Annotated in this window: 13 protein-coding genes; 4 read left to right on the top strand and 9 right to left on the bottom strand. The window is 41.5% G+C overall.

From position 1 onward, the window contains the following. The first annotated feature begins 76 nt into the window (after positions 1-76). Positions 77-1,891, top strand: coding sequence for an excinuclease ABC subunit UvrC (uvrC, locus tag DWW43_RS05475; RefSeq protein WP_243104402.1), 1,815 nt, complete (start codon positions 77-79; stop codon positions 1,889-1,891). Positions 1,892-2,180: 289 nt separating this feature from the next. Further along, positions 2,181-2,771, top strand: coding sequence for a 5'-deoxynucleotidase (yfbR, locus tag DWW43_RS05470; RefSeq protein ID WP_008401342.1), 591 nt, complete (start codon positions 2,181-2,183; stop codon positions 2,769-2,771). 412 nt (positions 2,772-3,183) lie between these two features. On the opposite strand, the gene ftsH is transcribed toward yfbR, so the two are convergent. Further along, on the bottom strand, positions 3,184-5,058 hold the full coding sequence (gene ftsH / locus DWW43_RS05465; protein ID WP_119962955.1) for an ATP-dependent zinc metalloprotease FtsH: 1,875 nt from the start codon (positions 5,056-5,058) through the stop codon (positions 3,184-3,186). Positions 5,059-5,194: 136 nt separating this feature from the next. Continuing rightward, on the bottom strand, positions 5,195-6,424 hold the full coding sequence (locus DWW43_RS05460; protein ID WP_119962954.1) for a hypothetical protein: 1,230 nt from the start codon (positions 6,422-6,424) through the stop codon (positions 5,195-5,197). A 158-nt stretch (positions 6,425-6,582) separates the two neighbouring features. Between DWW43_RS05460 and DWW43_RS05455 the strand changes: the two genes are divergently transcribed. After that, on the top strand, positions 6,583-7,362 hold the full coding sequence (locus DWW43_RS05455) for a hypothetical protein (RefSeq protein WP_119962953.1): 780 nt from the start codon (positions 6,583-6,585) through the stop codon (positions 7,360-7,362). Between the two features lie 130 nt (positions 7,363-7,492). On the opposite strand, the gene DWW43_RS05450 is transcribed toward DWW43_RS05455, so the two are convergent. The 3 genes from DWW43_RS05450 to glyA all read right to left on the bottom strand — a co-directional run bounded on the left by DWW43_RS05450 (position 7,493) and on the right by glyA (position 16,052). Further along, entirely contained in the window at positions 7,493-13,102 is a 5,610-nt protein-coding gene (locus tag DWW43_RS05450) for a fibronectin type III domain-containing protein (protein WP_119962952.1), read from the bottom strand. 148 nt (positions 13,103-13,250) lie between these two features. Further along, positions 13,251-14,807, bottom strand: coding sequence for an LCP family protein (locus DWW43_RS05445; protein WP_119962951.1), 1,557 nt, complete (start codon positions 14,805-14,807; stop codon positions 13,251-13,253). 9 nt (positions 14,808-14,816) lie between these two features. Continuing rightward, positions 14,817-16,052: a serine hydroxymethyltransferase gene (gene glyA, locus DWW43_RS05440; protein ID WP_119962950.1), complete on the bottom strand. Its 1,236-nt coding sequence runs from the start codon at positions 16,050-16,052 to the stop codon at positions 14,817-14,819. A gap of 297 nt (positions 16,053-16,349) precedes the next feature. Here glyA and rpsT point away from each other — a divergent pair, with 297 nt between their 5' ends. Then, positions 16,350-16,613, top strand: a complete 264-nt coding sequence (rpsT, locus tag DWW43_RS05435) for a 30S ribosomal protein S20 (protein WP_008401332.1) — start codon at positions 16,350-16,352, stop codon at positions 16,611-16,613. Between the two features lie 178 nt (positions 16,614-16,791). Here rpsT and holA read toward each other — a convergent pair whose 3' ends face one another. From holA to DWW43_RS05410, 4 genes are all read right to left on the bottom strand, one after another. After that, complete coding sequence (gene holA, locus DWW43_RS05430; RefSeq protein WP_119962949.1) at positions 16,792-17,805, bottom strand: DNA polymerase III subunit delta; 1,014 nt, start codon at positions 17,803-17,805, stop codon at positions 16,792-16,794. A 68-nt stretch (positions 17,806-17,873) separates the two neighbouring features. Further along, complete coding sequence (locus tag DWW43_RS05425; RefSeq protein WP_119962948.1) at positions 17,874-18,536, bottom strand: DUF6198 family protein; 663 nt, start codon at positions 18,534-18,536, stop codon at positions 17,874-17,876. A 161-nt stretch (positions 18,537-18,697) separates the two neighbouring features. Continuing rightward, the gene (locus DWW43_RS05420; RefSeq protein WP_119962947.1) at positions 18,698-19,081 is read right to left on the bottom strand and encodes a VOC family protein; all 384 of its coding nucleotides are present in this window, start codon (positions 19,079-19,081) and stop codon (positions 18,698-18,700) included. A gap of 715 nt (positions 19,082-19,796) precedes the next feature. After that, positions 19,797-20,426: a helix-turn-helix domain-containing protein gene (locus DWW43_RS05410; protein ID WP_243104401.1), complete on the bottom strand. Its 630-nt coding sequence runs from the start codon at positions 20,424-20,426 to the stop codon at positions 19,797-19,799. Positions 20,427-20,626 lie beyond the last annotated feature (200 nt).

The following is a 20,626-nucleotide window of genomic DNA, read 5'->3' as shown; positions in this document are numbered from 1 at the left end:
TCTTGTGTTATACTGATTTTTATGTGTGAACCTGTTGTTTTTAGAATAAACAGCGGAAAGGAAATTAATTCAAAGTATGTTTAATTTTGAAGAAGAATTAAAAAAACTGCCTCATACACCGGGTGTCTATCTGATGCATAATAAGACCGATGAAATCATCTATGTCGGCAAAGCCATTGATCTGTATAACCGGGTACACCAGTATTTTCAGGCAGGATATAAACGCTCACCTAAAATCGAAAAAATGGTCAGCCACATCGCGTGGTTTGAATATATCATCTGCGAATCCGAAATTGAAGCGCTGGTGCTGGAATGCAATCTGATCAAGGAACACCGTCCGCACTATAATACCATGCTTACGGATGACAAAAGCTACCCATACATCAAGATCACAGTCAACGAGGATTTTCCTCGTATTCTGTTCTCGCATCAGATGCACCGGGATCATGCCAGATATTTTGGTCCTTATACTAATGCAGGTGCCGTCAAGGATACCATTGATCTGTTAAAGAAGCTGTATCATCTGCGTAGCTGCAACAAAAAGCTACCGCAGGAAACAGGGTTGGATCGTCCATGTCTGTATTACCACATTGGGCAATGCAAGGCTCCCTGTCAGGGTTACATCTCAAAAGAGGACTACGGCAAGCAGGTGGAACAGGCAATTCATTTTCTGACCGGACATCACCGGCAGACGGTAAAGGAGCTGGAAGAAAAGATGAAACAGCTTGCAGCCGACATGGAATTTGAACAGGCGGCAGAGGTTCGTGATCTGATCGAAAGCATTAAGCATATCGCATCAAAACAGCGTGTTGACAACACAACAACCGATGACCGTGACGTGATCGCGATGGCTGCCAACAACATGAACGAGGGCGTTATCTCTGTCTTCTTCATCCGTAACGGCAAGATAATCGGCAGAGAGCATTTCCATATGACCGGTGTGCAGTCGGAATCTTATGGAGATATTATGGCTGCATTTTTAAAGCAGTATTACGCTTCTACTCCATTTCTCCCTAAGGAAATCATTCTGGAGCATGAAGTAAATGAGCAGGAGCTGATCGAACAATACTTAAGCGAGCGGCGGGGGAATCTTGTGCACATCCTCACCCCTCAAAAAGGTGACAAAGCCAAGCTGTTAAAACTTGCGCGCGACAATGCTTTTCTTGTTCTGACACAGGATACAGAAAAGCTGAAACGGGAGCAGGCACGAACAGAAGGCGCAGCAAAGGAACTGGCGGAGCTGATCGGAGTTCCGTCGGCCAAACGTCTGGAAGCCTTCGATATCTCGCACATCAGCGGCTACCATTCGGTTGCTTCGATGGTGGTCTTTGAAAATGGAAAAGCCAGGCCAAATGAATACCGCAAATTCAAATTAAGAACGATCGACGGACCGGATGACTACGCCAGTATGCGTGAAGTTCTGACAAGACGATTTACCGATGAACGTTTTAAGGTCTATCCTGACATCCTTATGATGGATGGTGGTAAGGGACAGGTCAACATTGCTCTGGAGGTTCTTAACGAGCTGCATCTGAACATTCCGGTCTGCGGCATGGTAAAGGATGACTACCACAGAACCAGAGGTCTGTATTTTAACAATAAAGAAGTGGAATTTCCGAAAAATACTCAGGCATTTGACATGGTCACCCGTTTGCAGGATGAAGCCCACCGTTTTGCCATCGAATATCACAGAAGCCTCAGAAGCAAATCTCAGGTACATTCGATCCTTGAGGATATACCGGGCATCGGCCCTGCCAGACGAAAGGATCTGATGGGCTATTTCAAAGATATCGCAAAGATCCGGGAGGCATCCGTCGATGAACTGATGCAGGTGCCATCCATGAACCGGAACGCCGCCGAAATGGTGTACGAATTTTTCCACAAGGAATAAGATAATCTGTATGCAGATATTTACCCAGTTGTATTAGAACGAAAAAGCCACCAGAGGTCTAGGTCTGTCATATTGCATAGCTATTATTCCGCAAGACGCTTTCGCTCTGTTCCTCAACGTAGCGGTACATAAAGCTGCAAAAGACGCAGCTTAAGTACCGACGCTCGGAAAGGCTTGCTACATAACAGTATGCAATATTCCAGACTGTGGGCGGTTTTTAGTTCAAACAAGGTGTAGCGGGTATATATCTTTGCAAATATCTGCATACATACAACAAGGAGATTGAAAGATGGAATATAATTTTTTTGCTATGATTTCGAGAATGAAATACATTGACCGCTGGGCGTTGATGCGGAATACAAGGGAAGAAAATCTGTGTGAACACAGTCTGGAAGTCAGTATTATCGCTCATGCCCTTGCCGTGATCGGCAATACTTACTACGAAAAGGATCTGAATGCGGAACGGGCTGCTCTGATCGGGCTATACCATGACGCTTCAGAGATCATAACCGGTGATATGCCGACTCCGGTCAAGTATTATAATGATGACATCAAGGAATCATTTAAAATGATCGAGAAAACAGCCTGCTATAAGCTGTTAAACAAACTGCCGGATGAGATGAAGCCACAGTATGAACCGCTCTTCTTTCGTCAGTCCGGGGATGAATATATCTGGAAGCTTGTAAAAGCTGCGGATAAGCTGTCCGCTCTTATCAAATGTATGGAAGAAACTTCTGTCGGCAATCCGGAATTTTCCAGTGCCTACGAATCCACAAAGGCTGCTGTCGACAAGCTTGCTGCCGACCTTCCGGAAGTTACCCATTTCCTGTCCGACTTCCTCCCTGCCTACGGCAAAAACCTCGACCAACTTCAATTTTAATTTTAGTAATGCCGTTTTTGGCGTGGCATGTAATACAACTATTATTCCGCAAGACGCTTGCGCTCTATTCCTCGACGTAACGGTACATAAAGTTGCAAAATACGTAACTTAAGTACCGACGCTCGGAAAGGCTTGCTTCATAACAGTGTATTACATGCCACGCAAAAAACGGCATTTTTAAAACTACCACAACATATTGCAACTATGCAGTGGTATATGTTTTTAGGGGATATCAAAAATACCGCACATGGGCGGTTATATTACACACTGTTATGTAGCAAGCCTTTTTCCACGCCGGTTCTTAGTGAACCGCCACAGGCGGAGAACTTAGCACCGCTGCGTGGAAAATAGAGCGCAAGCGTCTTGCGGAATAATAGTTGTGTGATATAACCGTCCATGTGCGGTATTGCACCTATCTCTGTGGTTCCACCTGAGCAAGAATCGACATGAATTCTTTGCCGGTGATCGTTTCGTGTTCTATAAGGAAGTCAGCGATAGAATCCAGGGCTGCCATATGAGCAGACAAAAGTCTTTTTGCTTTATTATAGGAATCTCGCAGCATATCGCGGATTTCTTTATCGATCTTGGTAGCGGTCTCATCCGAACACTGAAGGGCAAGATTTCTGTCCAGATACTGCCCTTCTATCGATTCAAGCTGCACCATACCGAATTTGTCTGACATACCATACATGGTTATCATGGCTCTGGCTGTCTTGGTCGCCTTCTCGATATCATTTGATGCTCCTGTTGTCACCGAGTCGAATTTCAATTCTTCCGCTGCACGTCCGCCAAGCAGGGTTATAAGCTCTGCTTCCAGCTCTTTCTTGGATTCCAGATATTTTTCTTCTTCCGGAACCTGCCATACATAACCCAGAGATCCCATTGTTCTTGGAACGATCGTAATCCTCTGGATTGGCTCAGGGTGTTTCTGAATTGCAGCAAGTAATGCATGTCCGACTTCATGATAAGCAACGATCTGTTTTTCTTCTTTACTGAGCAGACGATCCTTTTTCTCTTTGCCGGCAAATACAACCTCTACCGCGCCGATCAGATCCTGTTGAGAAACCAGGCTTCTGCCATCACGAACGGCTGCCAGTGCTCCCTCATTTATGATATTTGCAAGATCCGCACCAACTGCACCTGAAGTTGCAAGTGCCAGTTCATGAAGATCAACGGTTTCATCCATCTTGACATTCTTGGAATGAACCTTCAGTGTATCGATTCTTCCCTTCAGATCCGGCTTCTCTACGATAACTCTGCGGTCAAATCGACCCGGACGAAGAAGCGCCTTATCAAGTACCTCCGGGCGATTCGTTGCTGCAAGGATTACAATCCCCTTTGATGTATCAAAGCCATCCATCTCCGCAAGAAGCTGATTCAAGGTCTGCTCCCGTTCGGAATCTCCGCCATGTCTGGAATCTCTGCTTCTTCCGATCGCATCGATCTCATCGATAAATATAATACATGGTGCCATCTGTGTCGCCTGTTTGAACAGATCTCTGACACGGGAAGCACCCACACCGACATACATCTCTACAAAGCTGGAACCGGACATAGAGAAGAATGGTACATTTGCTTCACCTGCCACAGCTTTTGCAAGCAGGGTCTTACCGGTTCCCGGAGGGCCGACAAGCAGCGCACCCTTCGGCAGCTTCGCACCGATATCCAGATATTTCTTTGGATTGTGAAGGAAATCAACCATCTCTGTCAGAGACTCTTTTGCTTCTTCCTCGCCGGCTACATCCGCAAAGGTAACGCCCGTCTTCTTCTCAACGTAGATTTTCGCATTGGCTCTGCCTACGCCACCGCTTCGTTTCATGATCATCGACAACAGCAGATAGAATGCAACGATCATCACGATATAAGAAATGATCGTACCGACCATAGCACTTCCACTCTCATCTACACCTTCATATTCTGTTCCATATTTGGTCTTTGCCTGACGAAGCTTCTCTGCCAGACTGTCATCCGATATTCTGGTTGCTGTATATTTGGTCTTACTGATCAGCTTATCATCAGCATTATTTTCAAATACGATCTTGCTTCCGTAGATCTTTACAGAACCAACCTCGCCCTTATCCAACATCTCGATAAACTGACCATATGTGACTTCCTCTTCTCTGCCGGATGACACCCGGTCAAATACGCGCCAGAATAAAAATGTCAGTAAAATGGAAATAACCAGGATCACAATGATCGAGCGGTTGTTTTTCCCTTTATTTCCATTATTATTGTTATTATTGCTGTTGTTATTATTGTTACTGTTTTCCGGTAAATTATTGTCCAATCGGAACCTCCTTTTATACAGTTCTTATACTGTATCTTTCTTTTGTATGTATTTCTGATAATTTCGCATTCATTATAGACATATTCTTTTTTGCTTGCAATATAATAGCATTTTTGTTCATGAAGATTTAACCTTTTTATTGCTCTACATACATATCAACGTACAGATAGCCTCCCAGACGTGAAACCGATATCTCCCATTCTCCAATATGTACTTCTGTATAATTATTTCCCGTTTCATCTGATGTATCCGTCGCATCACGCAAAGTATGGAGCCCTGCTATAATAGAATCGTAACCACTTCCGGATTCCAGATCCGGTTCATCAAGAGCATTTGCAATTATCGTATATATATCATCCATACGGTAATAATCATTGTCATCCTGAATCTTCTGTGCGATCATCAATGAATGGATTCTGTCAGAGTTATAATCTCCATAGACCGCAACACGAAGGAATCCCATATCTGCATAAAATGAATCTTTTTTCTCATAGCAGGTATTTCCATCGTCATACTTATAGAGTCCAAGATATCTGCCATACTCATCCGCCTGCAGACCGATTCCCATATTCTGCGCGCCTGCCAGCATATCAGATTCAAAATCCGCCATGGCTGTGCCATCATAATGACCAACCAGAGTACATTCTCCGCCATCCTCTGACACTTCTTCTGCTGAAAGAGCCGTGTAATAATTACCTTCTGATCCCTGTTTTTCTCCGGGAGAAGTATAATACATATAGCCGTCCGGAGCAGCAAGTGAAGCATCATCTATGTCTTCGTTGTCCCATTCCGTATCCTGATCCATATAAGTATCATCTTCTATATTCTCTTCTTCTGTATCTGCCTCATACGAATCATCCTTTATATGATCAAATATGACCGGTAAAAATTCGCAGCATAAACCAATAATGACACCGATAATAGCAAGCGCAGATGCTTTCTTTTTCTTATTTTCTGTATTATACGAAGTTCCCGGTGCACGATTCTGCCAGGATTTCCATTCTCCTTCTGTCGATTTCGTCTGTCCGTTCTGTATGTCAGAATATGCTTTCTGTTTCTCCTTCCGGTTGTAATCTTCATTATGATCAGATCCGAATCCATCATGAAAATCCTTTTGCTCATCCCTGTCAAATTCAAATTCATCATGGCAGTCAGATACAGTATCTTCTACCTCCAGCTTATCCGCACTATAATCATAGACATCTCCGTCAAAATTATAATCTCGTCGATAATCTACATCACTCCGTCTTTCATTCAGATAAAATGTATGATTATTCTCGATCGGAGTAACAAACCGCTTACATGTCTTGCAAAAATTAATACTATTTACCGAACTGTCACAAATCGGGCAAAGCTTTGTACCCATTTACCGCACCTCTTTTCAAACAAATGTACTTCTGTCGTTTACTTTAAAGCCTTTTCCATATTTCGTCAACACCGGAAATGAATGGTGCCGCTTATTTCTCCGTGCTTGACACTCTACTATAAACTATCTATTATTATCTGAGAAAGAAGGTCAAGACAATGCCAGGATTTTTGATGCACCTCGTAGAAGGCGAAATGATTTTAAATAATTTTAGTAAACAAATAAATATATCTAAGACATTTACAGAAGAATTCATGCTTGGATGCATTCTTCCCGATGTCACATCGGATAAAGAACGAACGCATTTCCGTCCATTATACCAGAAATATCAGATCACAAAATATCCGGACATGACAACGGTTTATGCTCTGTATGGGAATCAGGAGCTTTCTCCTATCGATCTAGGGATTCTTGCTCATTTACAACTGGATGCCAGTTATGTGACGGATTTCTGGCAGCATTTTTTTATCTTTGAAGATGAATCCGGTGCTCCCTCTGTCGATACCAGGCATCCCTTATTTGTAAGGCTTCTCAAAGGGCAGGAGGCACGAATCCCGCTTGCGGACTTCTTCTCTGACAAATGGTTCTATGGCGAGTATGACCGGATCAATCCTGTTCTGAACAGACAGTTTCATCCATTTGTCCCGGATCATGTATCATATCGGGCGGAAGATATACATATCAAAGAATGTATCCCCAACGATGCCGGAATGATAAAAACAAGTTTATCGGCATATGTCGGAACCGTGGAGGCAATCGTGTCTGAAGATCAGGCCGCATTCGGCTCTGGTAATCAGGCGGTCTGCTCTAATGCACAGAACTCTCCTGATGATTGTAAGACAAAAATCTTTCCTTATAAGAATATCATCTCCTTTTTACAGGATCAGGCAGACAATTATCTGGCAATTCCCTATATGAAAAACATCTTATGTAAATAACATCCGTATGCCTAACGGCAAACATTATAAACTATAGAATAATCATATATAAATAAAGCTCCATCCACAGCGGTTTCTATTCTATCTGAATATGATCCGCTATGGATGGAGTTTTTTATAAAGTTTTCATCTATTTGATTTTTGCTTTTATAACCTTTGTATAAGCACCATAGGTTTTCTTGCCCTTATATGTCTTATACGCTCTGACTTTGAAATAACAGGTCTTACCTTTCTTTAATTTCTTCTTGGTAAGTGTTACTTTCTTGGTCTGACCGATCTTCTTATATTTGCCTTTCTTGGATGTAGCCATATAGACTTCATAACCATCGGCTCCCTTTGTTTTTTTCCAGCTTACTACGCATGTCTTTGCTTTCTTGGATACTGCCTTTGTCTTCTTAACAGCACCCGGCTTTGTAACAAATGTGTATGCTGTGCCGGAACCTTTGATCTTGGTCTTGCCTGACAATTTGTAAGCATAGATCGTGTATGTATACTTGGTTGCTGATTTCAGCTTTGTTGCTTTATAAGAAACTGTTTTTGAACTTACAGTCTTCACAAGCTTCGACTTTCCGGTCGATGGATTCTTCCTGTAAATCATATAACCGGATGCGCCTGATACCTTCTTCCATTTCAGGGTTGCAGATGTTGTCTTTACACTCTTTACACTGATTCCCTTTACCTTACCCGGCTTTGTTACAGTAGGTGTAACAGGCTTTGCTGCTGCCTTGATCGTAAATGTCGCCGAAGCGCTTCCAACATAATTACCCTGACCTGTAACCGTAACAGTTGCCGTTCCAACATTTATATTATTGCTATATGCTATGGTGTAAGCTGATGCCGGAAGAACCGCTCCATTTAACACTACTGTTATACTTGGTATCAATGTCTTTCCGGTATAGGTCTGATCTGCAACTGTTATCACAGCGGATGACAGATTGATCTTCTCCGGTGTTGGATCATTCTTCTTTACAATCGTAAAGCTTCCGGTATAGGTTCCGGTATAATTGCCCTGACCTTTTATAGTGATCGTAGCTGTTCCGGGATTTGTATTATTGCTGTAGGAAACTGTATAGTCCTTATCCTTTGTAAGTTCTACAGTTTCTCCATCCATTACAGTTACTCCCGGTCTACATTCTGCACCGGTATAATCAACACTTGAAGAATAATGAACCTGACATTCTGTGATATTCTTTGGTGTGATCTCGTAAGTTCCTGATGCCGTACCTGAGTAATCTCCACAGCCTTCTACGGTTATCGTAGCCGTACCTGCACCTATATTATCCTTTACTGCTACAATTGTATATGATGTATTATCAAGTACCGTTCCATCTGCTAATTTTACAGTGAGATCCGTTTTTTCCGGTGTCTGTACACTTCCGTTATATACAAATGTCTTATTTACCGTTACTGTGGCACCGGTAATATTAATAATGTCCTTACTGATCTCAAACTCTTTGGTAAACTGACCTGTATAGTTACCCATACCTTTGACAATAGCTTTTGCCTTTGAATATTCCGTTGTTACAGCTGTATTATTCTCGTAGGTAACAGTATAATCATTTCCAGTCAGTTCTTTACTTCCATCATAAACTCTGACTGGAGGCTTACATTCCTTACCATCCTCATAGGATACCTTTGAGGCACATCTCACATCAATGCTGCTATCCTGTAAGTTCTTAGCCGCAATCGTGAAATTGCCTGTCATTGTCCCGGTGTAGTTATCAACACCTGCAACTGTAACTGTGGCTGTACCTGCATTTGTATTATTATCATAGCGTGTGATCGTGTAGTCACCTGAACTTAATTGTCTGCCATTTACGCTGACTGTAAGATCAGATGCCTGCGGCTCCCATGCCTTTCCACTATAGGTATAAGAACGATTAACATTTACTGTTGCTCCGGCTATACTCTGCGGGTTGATCGTAAAGTACACTGTCTTCTGACCGGTATAATTATTCACACCTTCGATGACTATTGATCCGGCATCCTTGCCGGCATTGATATTCTCTCCATAGGACACAATCTTATAATCAGCCCATTGCTGAAGATTATTTCCGTTTCCGGTTACCTTAATATCAGATGTCTCAGGCTGTATCTGAGCTCCTGTATAGGTTGCATCTGCTACTTTACAAATAATATCTGCTGCCGTAATTGACTTTCTCCGGATCTCAAAAGACTTTGATATGATTCCGGTATAATGATTCGTCTTACCTGTGATCGTTGCCGTTGCTGTACCTGCCGCCGTATTATTAGCATACTGTACCCTCAGTTCAGACAGATCTGTAATCTTCTTTCCTGACTTTGTCGTGATCATCTTCACAACCGGAATGATCGCATCCCCTGTATACTCAAATGTATCCTTCTCCAGTTCTGCTACTGCTCCTGTAAGGTCAATTGCCGTGATCTCGAATGTCACTTCTCTTGTTCCTGCAAATGCATCTTTACCGGTGAGCTTCACAGTAATTACTGAACCGACTTCATATCCTTTGGTCTTATTTATCACAGCTACATCATAAGATTCTTCTTCTGCCAGAAGCTTTCCGTTCTGTGTCACTGTTATAACCGGTGTTACTTCCTTTCCACCATCATATTCCAGATCTGATGCATTAACCTTAATGGAACTGTCATTAATATCTGTTCTGTTTCTTGTGATCTCAAAGTAATAGGTCTTAGTTCCTGTGAAATTGCCTGTACCTGTTACATTAATCTCCGCTTTTGTGGTTTCATTCTGATTGTTATTATAAGTAACTGTGTAATCGATTCCTTTTACAAGGGTGTAATTGCCGAGTTTCAAAGTGATCTCCGGCGTAATTACCTGTCCGTTATTCCACATCATTTTTCCGGAATATTCGGCGGTACAACTATCAATCGTTGCTTTCTCGATCGTGAAATCTCCTGATGCCGAACCACTATATCCGTTTTTACCTGTTACAGTTGCTGTAGCTGTTCCCGCATCTTTATTATTTGTATACTTAACTGTGTAATACTTTGAATCCAGCGTCTTGCCATCTAATACAACAGATATCCGATCAGCTGATGGTGCAAATGCCGAACCGGCATATATCTGTGCCGGAACCGTTACCTTGGCTCCTGCAATACTCTTACTTACGATATTAAATGTCTTTACTGCATTACCTGTATAGTTGCCTGTTCCTGTAAACCGGATCGTCGCTGTTCCGACATTTATGTTATCTATATAATCTGCTGTATAGTCAATTCCTTTTACAAGGGTTCTTCCGGCAATTGTCAGTGTTGGTTCCGGCTTGATCTCGTTTTCGGTAAATGTCTGATCCGAAACAGTACTGATCATACAGGTGTCATTTGAAAGGGTCGCTTTCTTGATCGTAAAGGTTGTACTTGCAGTTCCTGTATAATTACTATTTGTACTCTTTGGTTTTACTGTAATCGTAGCTGTTCCTTTATCTACATTATTTGTATATGTAACATCAAAAGCATTCAGATCAGTTATTGTTGTTCCATCTTCCGTTACAATGCTTGTAACCTTAGGTTTTTTTGCAGATCCATTATAGATATTATCATATTCTGCATATTTAACGGTTGCACTATCAATAGAAACGGAAGTGATCATATACAACAGGTCTATATGATCTGTATAATTACCTTTACCAGTGATCACCACAACGTACGATCCCGCTTTTACCGGATTCGATGAACTATACTGGATCGTATAATCTTCATTCTCAACCAGAGTAATGTTTCCATAAATTACAGATATCTTTGGTATGATCGCCGAACCGGTATATGCGAATTTCTGACCGGATACCAGACCTTTCACGGTACAAACCCGATTAATATTCGCTGCATTGATCTTGAACTCAATCAAACGGGTTCCTGCACAGGTATGTTTATTTCCTGTCAATGTGATCTGACCATAACCAACATTCTTGTTCTCCCCGTAAGTAACGGTATAATCCTTATCCTTTGTAAAGGTCTGACCTGCTATCGTTATCGTACTTACATCCGGAGTGATCTGTTTTCCTGTATATGTCTGATCCGCTATTGTAAGAGACGCATCTTTAACATTTGGAAGTGGTGATGTGATCGTAAAGTATGATGTCACACTTCCTGTATAATTTCCTTTAAATGTAACAATAACTTTAGCCTTATCACCAGCATCTATATTATCCTTATAATCTACTGCATAATCTTTTCTGGTTTCCAAGGTTATTCCATTTACAACTACAGCTGTTACAGCAGGCTTAAACGCCTCACCATTATACTCATATTCCGTTTGTGCCAGTGTCACCTGTGCGGACTGTGATACATCAAGTGGCAGCACCCGATATGTACCTGTTGCAGTTCCTGTATAATTAGAATCTGCCTTTGCTGTGATCGTAAATGAATAATTGTCTCCAACTTCTGTAGGACGTGTAGGATAACTGATCGTATAATCTGTACCATATGTTCCACCAGTTAATTCTTTTCCCGATGCTGTATCTGTAACAGTAATTACAGGTGATGAAACATTAGAACCATATGCATATGTCACATCACTTGCTGTAACCTTAATGGTCGGATCACTCAAATCCTTTTTATTGATCGTAAAGTTCTTTTCTACCGAGCCTGTATAATCACCCATTCCACTGATAACTGCAGTTGCAGTCATTGTACCAACATTTATGTTATTTCGATATTGAACCGTATAATCCTTATCCTTTTTCAATGGCGTACCGGCATAGACAACTTTTACATCCGGAGTCACCGCTGCACCGGTATAAGTTGCATCCGATACTTTGATATCCGCCTGGGAAATATCCTGATTCTTTCCGGCATCACTGATCGTAAATTCTTTCTCAACCGAACCAGAATAATTACCTTTTCCTGTGATCACTACTTTCACGGTTCCCGGCTGTATATTATCATGAGCTGCATCGCCATATGTAACTGTATAATCTGTACCCTCTTCCAATGTTCCATCAACTGTTGCTGTTGGATAATATGTTCTGAATCTGGAATCCTCTATTGTAATCTTTGGTGCCTTTGCTGTTCCATCATAGGTACAATTCGTATATTCCATGGTGATATTCTCGGACGCAATATCTGCCTTTACTACCTGCCAAGGTATTTTCTTACTGTAAGAAGAAGCCGATGACCAGTTAGAGCCTGATTTTCCTGTAATAACAAGATTGCCACTTTCTCCAACTCCTTTTAATGCGTTTCCCTTTGTCAATGTATAATCCTTATTTTCAGTTAACTTTTTCCCTCCATAGGATACTTTATCAATAAGTGGATTCATTACTCCCGGTTTTACATATGGCACATACAGGATTGATCCTGTCCTGTTATAATATGCATCACCTTTAAAAGCAACGTCAGCTTTTGAAATATCGCCCTCTATAATATGAAAATATGCATACTGAGAACCTGTATATCCCCGACTCTCAATACCATAGATCCAGATCTCAGCTGATTCTGTTCCCTTTCGAAGCTCTACATTATCCTTATATTCAACCGTATAACAATTCGGGCTGATCGTCTGTCCATTCACGGTAACAGAAATTTCCGGTTCAATCGGAGAACCTGTATACCGGAAGTTCCCTGTGCTATTTGTCAGATTAATTTTTACGTTATTCGTGTCTTCATCACTCAGATCGATCAAGTCTGCCGCCTGTACGGTTTCTCCGGCACCTGCCGCCAGCCCTCCCCACTGGAATACTGTCACTGCTACCATTACAATGGTTAGCAACCACGCCGTTACGAATCTTACACATTTTTTCATATTATGCAACCCTCCATGTCTTCGTTTGTCTGCGGAGCAGACCGCCCTGTAAAATAAAAATTCCAAATACGGAAAATCCGCAAAATCTAGGTCAATTTTACCATTTTTCCGATCTTGCTTCAATCCGCATTTGGAACATTTTTACAAATTATTCTTTTTCTGTATAAAATACCCGGATCAATAAATCAACCAACGCGTCCTGATCCAGTTTGTATTCATCAAAATACGTGTTTCTCTCATATTTACCCGGCAGATCTATCACATCCGCTTCTGTCACACCCAGATCAATCCCATGCATCCGGTAATATAAATACAGGATATCATTTCGATCCAGATTCGTCTGCATATACGGTTTTGCCGCTTCATATACAACCTTTGCTTCTTTCCTGCTATCTCCATAAAGCTGCAGGAATCGCTCAATCCATAAAGTAAGATACTGCTCCTGCCTTGCCATTCGTTTTGCATGTTCGCCAATGGCATCTATGCCAGTTGCCATCTTCTCTACATACTTATATGCATCTTCATCTTCAAGCGTCACTGTATCCTTGGCAAATACATTCTCACTCACCGTATCTTTGGCATATAGGGTAACACCTTTTACCGCGTCATTGATATCCGCAATTCCTTCCATATCAAGTGCGATATAGCCATGGATCGGAAGATCGTAGAGCATCTCTGAAATCTTCTTTGTGAAATTCTGACAGCTTATCGTCCCGCCATCTGCATATCCATAGGCAAGCCCCACCTGCATCGTATCAGTCAGCGCGACCTCGCCCTTCGTTGTACAGATATCGACATCCGTCATGCTGTCCCGGTTAATATCGATCACATCCAGTTTTCCTGTCTTTTTATTAAATACAAACAGGAAACACATATCAACCCTTCCACCATACCGTACATATTCCGATCCATTTGCATCGGAATATGTCAATTCATCATCCCTGTCTCTGGTATCGGTTTCTTCCGTTGTCTCTTCCCCATACAGATTCAGGTCATCGGAAGAATCCTCTTTTGGTGCCTGATACTCACTGTTATCTACGCCAAATACAAGGATCGATATAATGTCTTTATTATATACATAATTTTTTCCATTATAGGTTACCGCAGTAGAATGCGAACCATCCTCATGAAAACTGATGATCTCCGATGCTGCATTTGCTGCCAGCTGTTTCTTTCCCTGATTTATCATCCAAGCCAGAATGGCTGTCGGTATTCCGACCAGAACAAGGATCGCCACAAATGTGCCAACAATTATTTTCTTCTTCAGACTCCACGGATCACGCAGCTTTTTCGGTCCCATTCGCTTATGTTCCCGCGCACGTACATACAGATCCTCATCTGTACTTTTCTCAATATCTCTTTTTTGATTCTGAGTTTTTTCTCTGAACGAAGTTTCGTTCTGATTTTCCGCTTTCTTTTGAAAAAAATTCTTTTTTATATCTTCGGTTCGGATCCCTTCCGCTGCAATCTCATCCTGCGCTTCCTGTACGATCTCTTTAATCAACAGATCAACAGCTTCTTCACCTGTCTGAGGAGCCGGGTCAGCAGCCGGTTCTTCCTGCCGGCTGACCGGACTGCTACTTTCGGTTTCCTGTTTTACTTCTGTCTTTTTTACTTCTGGCTCTTTTTCTTCTGACTGTCCATCCTGCAATGCTTCTGCAAGCCGGATCGCTTCTAACAGCTTCTCGTCAAATAAATCTTCCATATAACAACCTTATGCATACAGTGGATATTTCTCTACAATACTCTTAACAAGGGCTTCTGCTCTTGCCTTATCATCATCAATAACTGCTGCCTTGATAGCCTCAGCAATTGTCTCCATATCAGCTTCATTTGCACCTCTGGTTGTAACTGCAGGTGTTCCGATACGGATACCGCTTGTTACAAACGGAGATTTTGGATCATTTGGTACTGTGTTCTTATTTACAGTGATATGAACCTCATCCAAAAGCTTCTCTACTTCTTTACCGGTACGATCCAGATTCTGAAGATCTACCAGCATAAGGTGGTTATCTGTTCCTCCTGATACGATATTGAAGCCTCTTGCCATTAATGCAGATGCAAGTGCTGCTGCATTCTTTACAACTTGTGCCTGATACTCCTTATATTCCGGCTGTAATGCTTCCTTTAAGCATACTGCCTTACCTGCGATGACATGCATCAGAGGTCCACCCTGGATACCAGGGAATACTGCCTTATTGAAGTTGAATTTCTCATTGATCTCGTTGCTGCACATGATCATACCACCTCTAGGTCCGCGAAGTGTCTTATGTGTAGTAGTTGTTGTAACATGTGCATATGGAATCGGGCTCATATGAAGTCCTGCTGCTACAAGACCTGCGATGTGTGCCATATCTACCATCAGATATGCACCAACCTCATCTGCGATCTCACGGAATCTCTTGAAATCGATTGCTCTTGCATATGCAGATGCACCTGCTACGATCAGCTTTGGCTTGCATTCCTTTGCGATCTCAAGAACCTTGTCATAATCTATAAATCCATCATCATTTACACCATAAGGTACGCAATGAAAATATTTACCGGACATATTTACAGGTGAACCATGTGTCAGATGTCCGCCGTGATCCAGATTCATTCCCATAAACGTATCGCCGGGATTTAAAATAGCGAAAAATACTGCCATATTCGCCTGTGCTCCGGAATGTGGCTGAACATTTACATATTCACATCCAAATAATTTTTTTGCACGCTCTCTGGCAAGATCTTCCACTACGTCTACATACTGGCATCCACCATAATATCTTTTTCCGGGATAACCTTCCGCATATTTGTTTGTCAGATGGCTTCCCATAGCTGCCATAACTGCCTTTGATACGATATTCTCTGATGCGATCAGCTCCAGATTGTTATTCTGTCTGTTCAGTTCATCCGTCATTGCCGCCGCAACTTCCGGATCCACTTTTGTAATTTCATCAAATCCAAACATTTTCTTACCTCCTGGTATGTAATAATATATAACGCATTAATAGAAACAGTATAACATGTCCTCCCTTTCCATACAAGCCAACAAGTACCAGAAATAGGATGAAATAAGATAGAAATAAAATTGATAGGAATAAGATCCGATCTTATTTTTCAGAAATGGAAATATTTTCACTTCGCCCCTTGACAAATAAATCTCTCTATACTAATATTGATGAGTATGTTTACATTGAATTGTCCGTGTCCGGTTTTAATGTAAAAACCTTATTATAATCTATAATTCAAATGGAGGTAGAGAATTTTGGCTAACATCAAATCTGCAAAGAAAAGAATTGAAGTAATTGACAAGAAGACTTTAAGAAACAAGATGATCAAGTCTAAGGTTAAGACAGTTATCAAAAAGGTAGAAGCTGCTATCGCTGCTGGTGACAAAGAAGCTGCTCAGGCAAATCTTCTGGTTGCTATCTCAGAGATTGACAAGGCTGCTTCAAAGGGCGTTTACCACAAGAACAATGCTTCTCGTAAAGTATCACGTCTTACAGCCGCTGTCAACAAGATGGCTTAATCTGACTCATATATATTTTTATAATTGATTACATATGTAAGGCTGCACATATATAATCAAAACCGTCAAAAAAACAGAACCCTTGAGGTTCTGTTTTTTTGTGTAATAATTCCGGCATCCAAATCGCAATACCTACGGTATGTTTTGACTCACTGCATTCCTGCGCGTCACATACCAGCTACCGACTCAATGATATTAACAGCACTTCCACTGCCACTACATCCGATGCCTGACTCGTCTTTAATTTATAGTCAGTATCCTGACAGGCTTCCATGATCTTCTTTAATTCCTGTTCCGAATAATTCCGGCACTGTTCCGCATATTTCTTCACCGACCAGGACGGAACCCCAAGTACAGATGCCGTATCTGCATAATTCTTATTCTCAGCAAGACACATCTTAGTCTTTAACAACAGATCGTACTGTCTCGCTATCAAAAACAAAATCCGCATCGCCGGTTCCCGGTTCTCAAGCAACTCATGGTACAGATGGATTGCTCGATCCTGCTGTTTTCTGGAGATTGCATCAATCATCTCAAAGATATGTCCTTCCGAATTCCCCACGCAGAGATTCTCGACATCGGATGTCGTTACAGCCTCTCTGTCCACTGTATAGCTTATCAGTTTATCAATCTCATTCTTGATTGAATTCATATCCGATCCGGTATGCTCGATCAGCGAACGGATTGCATCATCGGTTATCTGTTTTCCTTCGCCTTTGAACATTCCTTTAACCCATACAGCCAGAGTCTTCTCATTTGGAGTTTCAAAGCACAGGGCTTCTCCCAGCTTATCAATGGTTTTATATAATTTATTTCTCTTATCAACTTCGGACTCAACAAACAGGATCAGCGAAGTATCCGGCAGCTCTTTGATCCGCTCGACAAATTCCTCACAGCTCTTTTTAAACAATCCGGTCCCTTCTGCCAGCACCACCCGCCGGTCAGCGAAGAACGGCATTGTTTCACAGAAGCCTATGATCTCCATCGGATCTGTCTTCTCGCCTGCAAACTTTGCAAAGTTCATATTGTCGTCACGGTCTGTTACCGCCGAAAGCAATTTATCTCTGTACTGGTTCACGAGATATGTTTCGTCCCCATATAACAGATATACCGGAGCATAGCTTTCGTTTTTTATATGCTCATTTATAACCGCCATTGCATCCTTATCATTCTGCTTTTTTCCTGCTGCCATAGCTATGTCTCCTTTCTTTCCTGCTCCAGTACATTATGCCAAATACCGTTTTTATTTTCAACACCTGTCTATGATATTCTTCCGTAATACAGATGATCACGCCATATTCCAAATGCCTTTGTTACCGATCCCAGTACAAAGCCCACCAGAACCGCTGCCATAACTGTTCCGATTCCAACACTGCCAACACTATGTATCGCGATCAGACATGTAACAAGTGAAATGATAACCATGCTGCAGTCAAATCCTATCTTAACCTTTGGAAATGCAATGCCGGAAATCTTAGATACTGCCTGCATCGCACCCTCTCCTGCTAGTGGCATAATATTTGCCGGCAGATAGAAGAAGATTCCGACAGCGATCAGAACAACACTGATTAACATCATTCCCAGTCGTATGATCATATTATCCGTAGACGGCAGTAATGCCACAAGCGAATTACACAAAGTCGTGAATTTTCCAAATATAATTCCTACTACAACCTGACACAGATTGATCCATTTAAAATCTTTCCGCAATAACAGGATCTGTAACAGGACCAATACAATATGAAACAGGATGGTTGCATTTCCCATCTCCATACCAAATACACAGGTAATCGTATATGGAATCGAGCTTACAGGCGATACTCCAAGGTTTGATTTTACCGATACGGCGATTCCTGCCGTCATGATAAATAAGCCTCCCAGATATGCCACCAGCCGGATTCCCAATCGATCTTTCCACTTCATTTTCTCTCTCGCCTTTCTCTTTCTGACTTTAAACCACAAAAAAGTCTGGTATCATACATCTACCAGACTTTTATCTGCTAATCTATTGTAAGGAATGGCACCGGCAAAGTCAAGCGGCTTTGCGTATAGTTTGTGGGGTGTTCCCAAATTCATTCCGAAATTCAGACCGTAATCTCGATCTGATTATCCTCTACATCAAAAATGCAGCTCTCATAATATCCATCTCCCGTCACCCGCGGTCCACTGATGACTTTATATCCGTCCTCCTGAAGTCTCCTGGTAAGCTCATCTACTTTCTCTCTGCTTCCAACCGAAAAAGCCACATGAATAAGACCAATTCTTGCCAGTTCCTTTCTCAGATTTGACACCCTTGGCTTCTGCATGATCTCAAGTCTTGCTCCATCATCAAAGCTTAAGAAATAAGACTGAAACTCTGTTTGTGGATTATAATAACGCTCACCGGCTTTTGCATCAAAATATTTTATAAAAAATTCTTTTGTCTTTTCCAGATCTTCAACATACATTGCAACATGTTCTATCTGCATATCTGATATCCTCCTGTTTTCTATGTGTTTCAAAAAAATAACCGAAATATAAAATTTATCCAACCCGGATTATCCAGGTTGTCAATTCAACTCTTTTCTGTTATAGTAGCAGAGGTTTTTGAGAATATCAAATACAAAAATCTAAAATTCTATTTTCAAATGGAGGTGAATTTTCATGGATAGTTGCGATCGTATTGGACGAAGTAAAATATGCGATGTTATGATAAGGAAGCATAAATGGATGTGGCTGTCTATGAAGCTCCGATAACCCCATCTTATATTGTTGTGTGCCTTTTCATACATCGCATCAGACGATCCTGACCATCCGGTCTTCACACTGAGGCGATGTATTTTTATGCCTGAAAACAGGCAGGAAGGAGGTCACAATGAAGAAAATCACAGTATTTAAAAGAGATTATGTAACAGAACTCGTAAAGATCATTCGTAATGCAAAGAATGCACAGGTATTGCAGAAGCATTTGGCAAACTATCACGACAAAGATGTCGCAGAAGCAATCACACGGCTAAACGAAACAGAACGAATGCACCTGTACACTATGATCGGCACCCCACGGCTCGCAGAGATCTTCTCTTATCTGGATGATGCCAAGCCGTATCTGGATGAACTGTCACTTGATAAAGCCGCAAGAGTCATATCCGATATGGATGCAGATGATGCTCTGGATATTCTGGATGAATTCTTTTACCGGAACTTTTACATCATGTTTCTATTTTCTTTTGCCAGAACTTTCTTACACCAGGTTTTTGTTCCACATTTTGGGCATTTCAAATATCTGGTTGAAATCATATGCATTCCCATTGTATATGCACCAAAGGTCGGAACAAACAGCTCATTGCAATGACGGCATTTGTAATAACCAATGGTGCGCTCACCTTCCATCGCAACCATAAGTCCACAACCAAATATAACACATGCGATCACTATCAGTAATATCTTAACCGGTACTGCGATCACCTCTGTATACACTGCAACAACCATGATCAATGTAATAAATGATATCGTTGCAATTAAACCTGTTATAATTGTAGGAATTAATTTCTTCTTGTTTTCTTCTCTTTCTTTAATCATATTCACCATATTTTCCTCCGCTTTCTTTTGATATTCTTCCTCAGACACTCTTGCACCGGACAACAGTTCATTTACCGTAATGTCCAGTTCCTTACATAAAGGTAATAACAGAGACACTTCCGGGAATCCCTTTCCACATTCCCATTTGGAAACTGTTTTATCACTGATATTCAGTTTTTCTGCAAGTTGCTTCTGTGTACAACCTTTTCTTTTTCTTTCTGCTGCAATAAACCTGCCTATTCTGATCTGATCCATATCGGCCTCCTTTCTGACCAGATTATTACATACCTGCATCCGGCATCATACCCATAAAGCGTAGAAAATGGTGAATTTCTGCGGATTCTACGCACTGTAGAGTGTAGTTTGCCACTTCTTTATACTAATTATATCATGTGCTTCGCACATTCTATGCATTCCGCAAAATCAGCATCCTTGCGAGCAAATAATTTTGCATT

Source organism: Clostridium sp. AF15-41 (assembly GCF_003604095.1).
GTDB lineage: Bacteria > Bacillota > Clostridia > Lachnospirales > Lachnospiraceae > Coprococcus.
The sequence above is the reverse complement of the archived record's forward strand: the minus strand, read 5'-3'. Positions and strand labels throughout refer to the sequence as shown.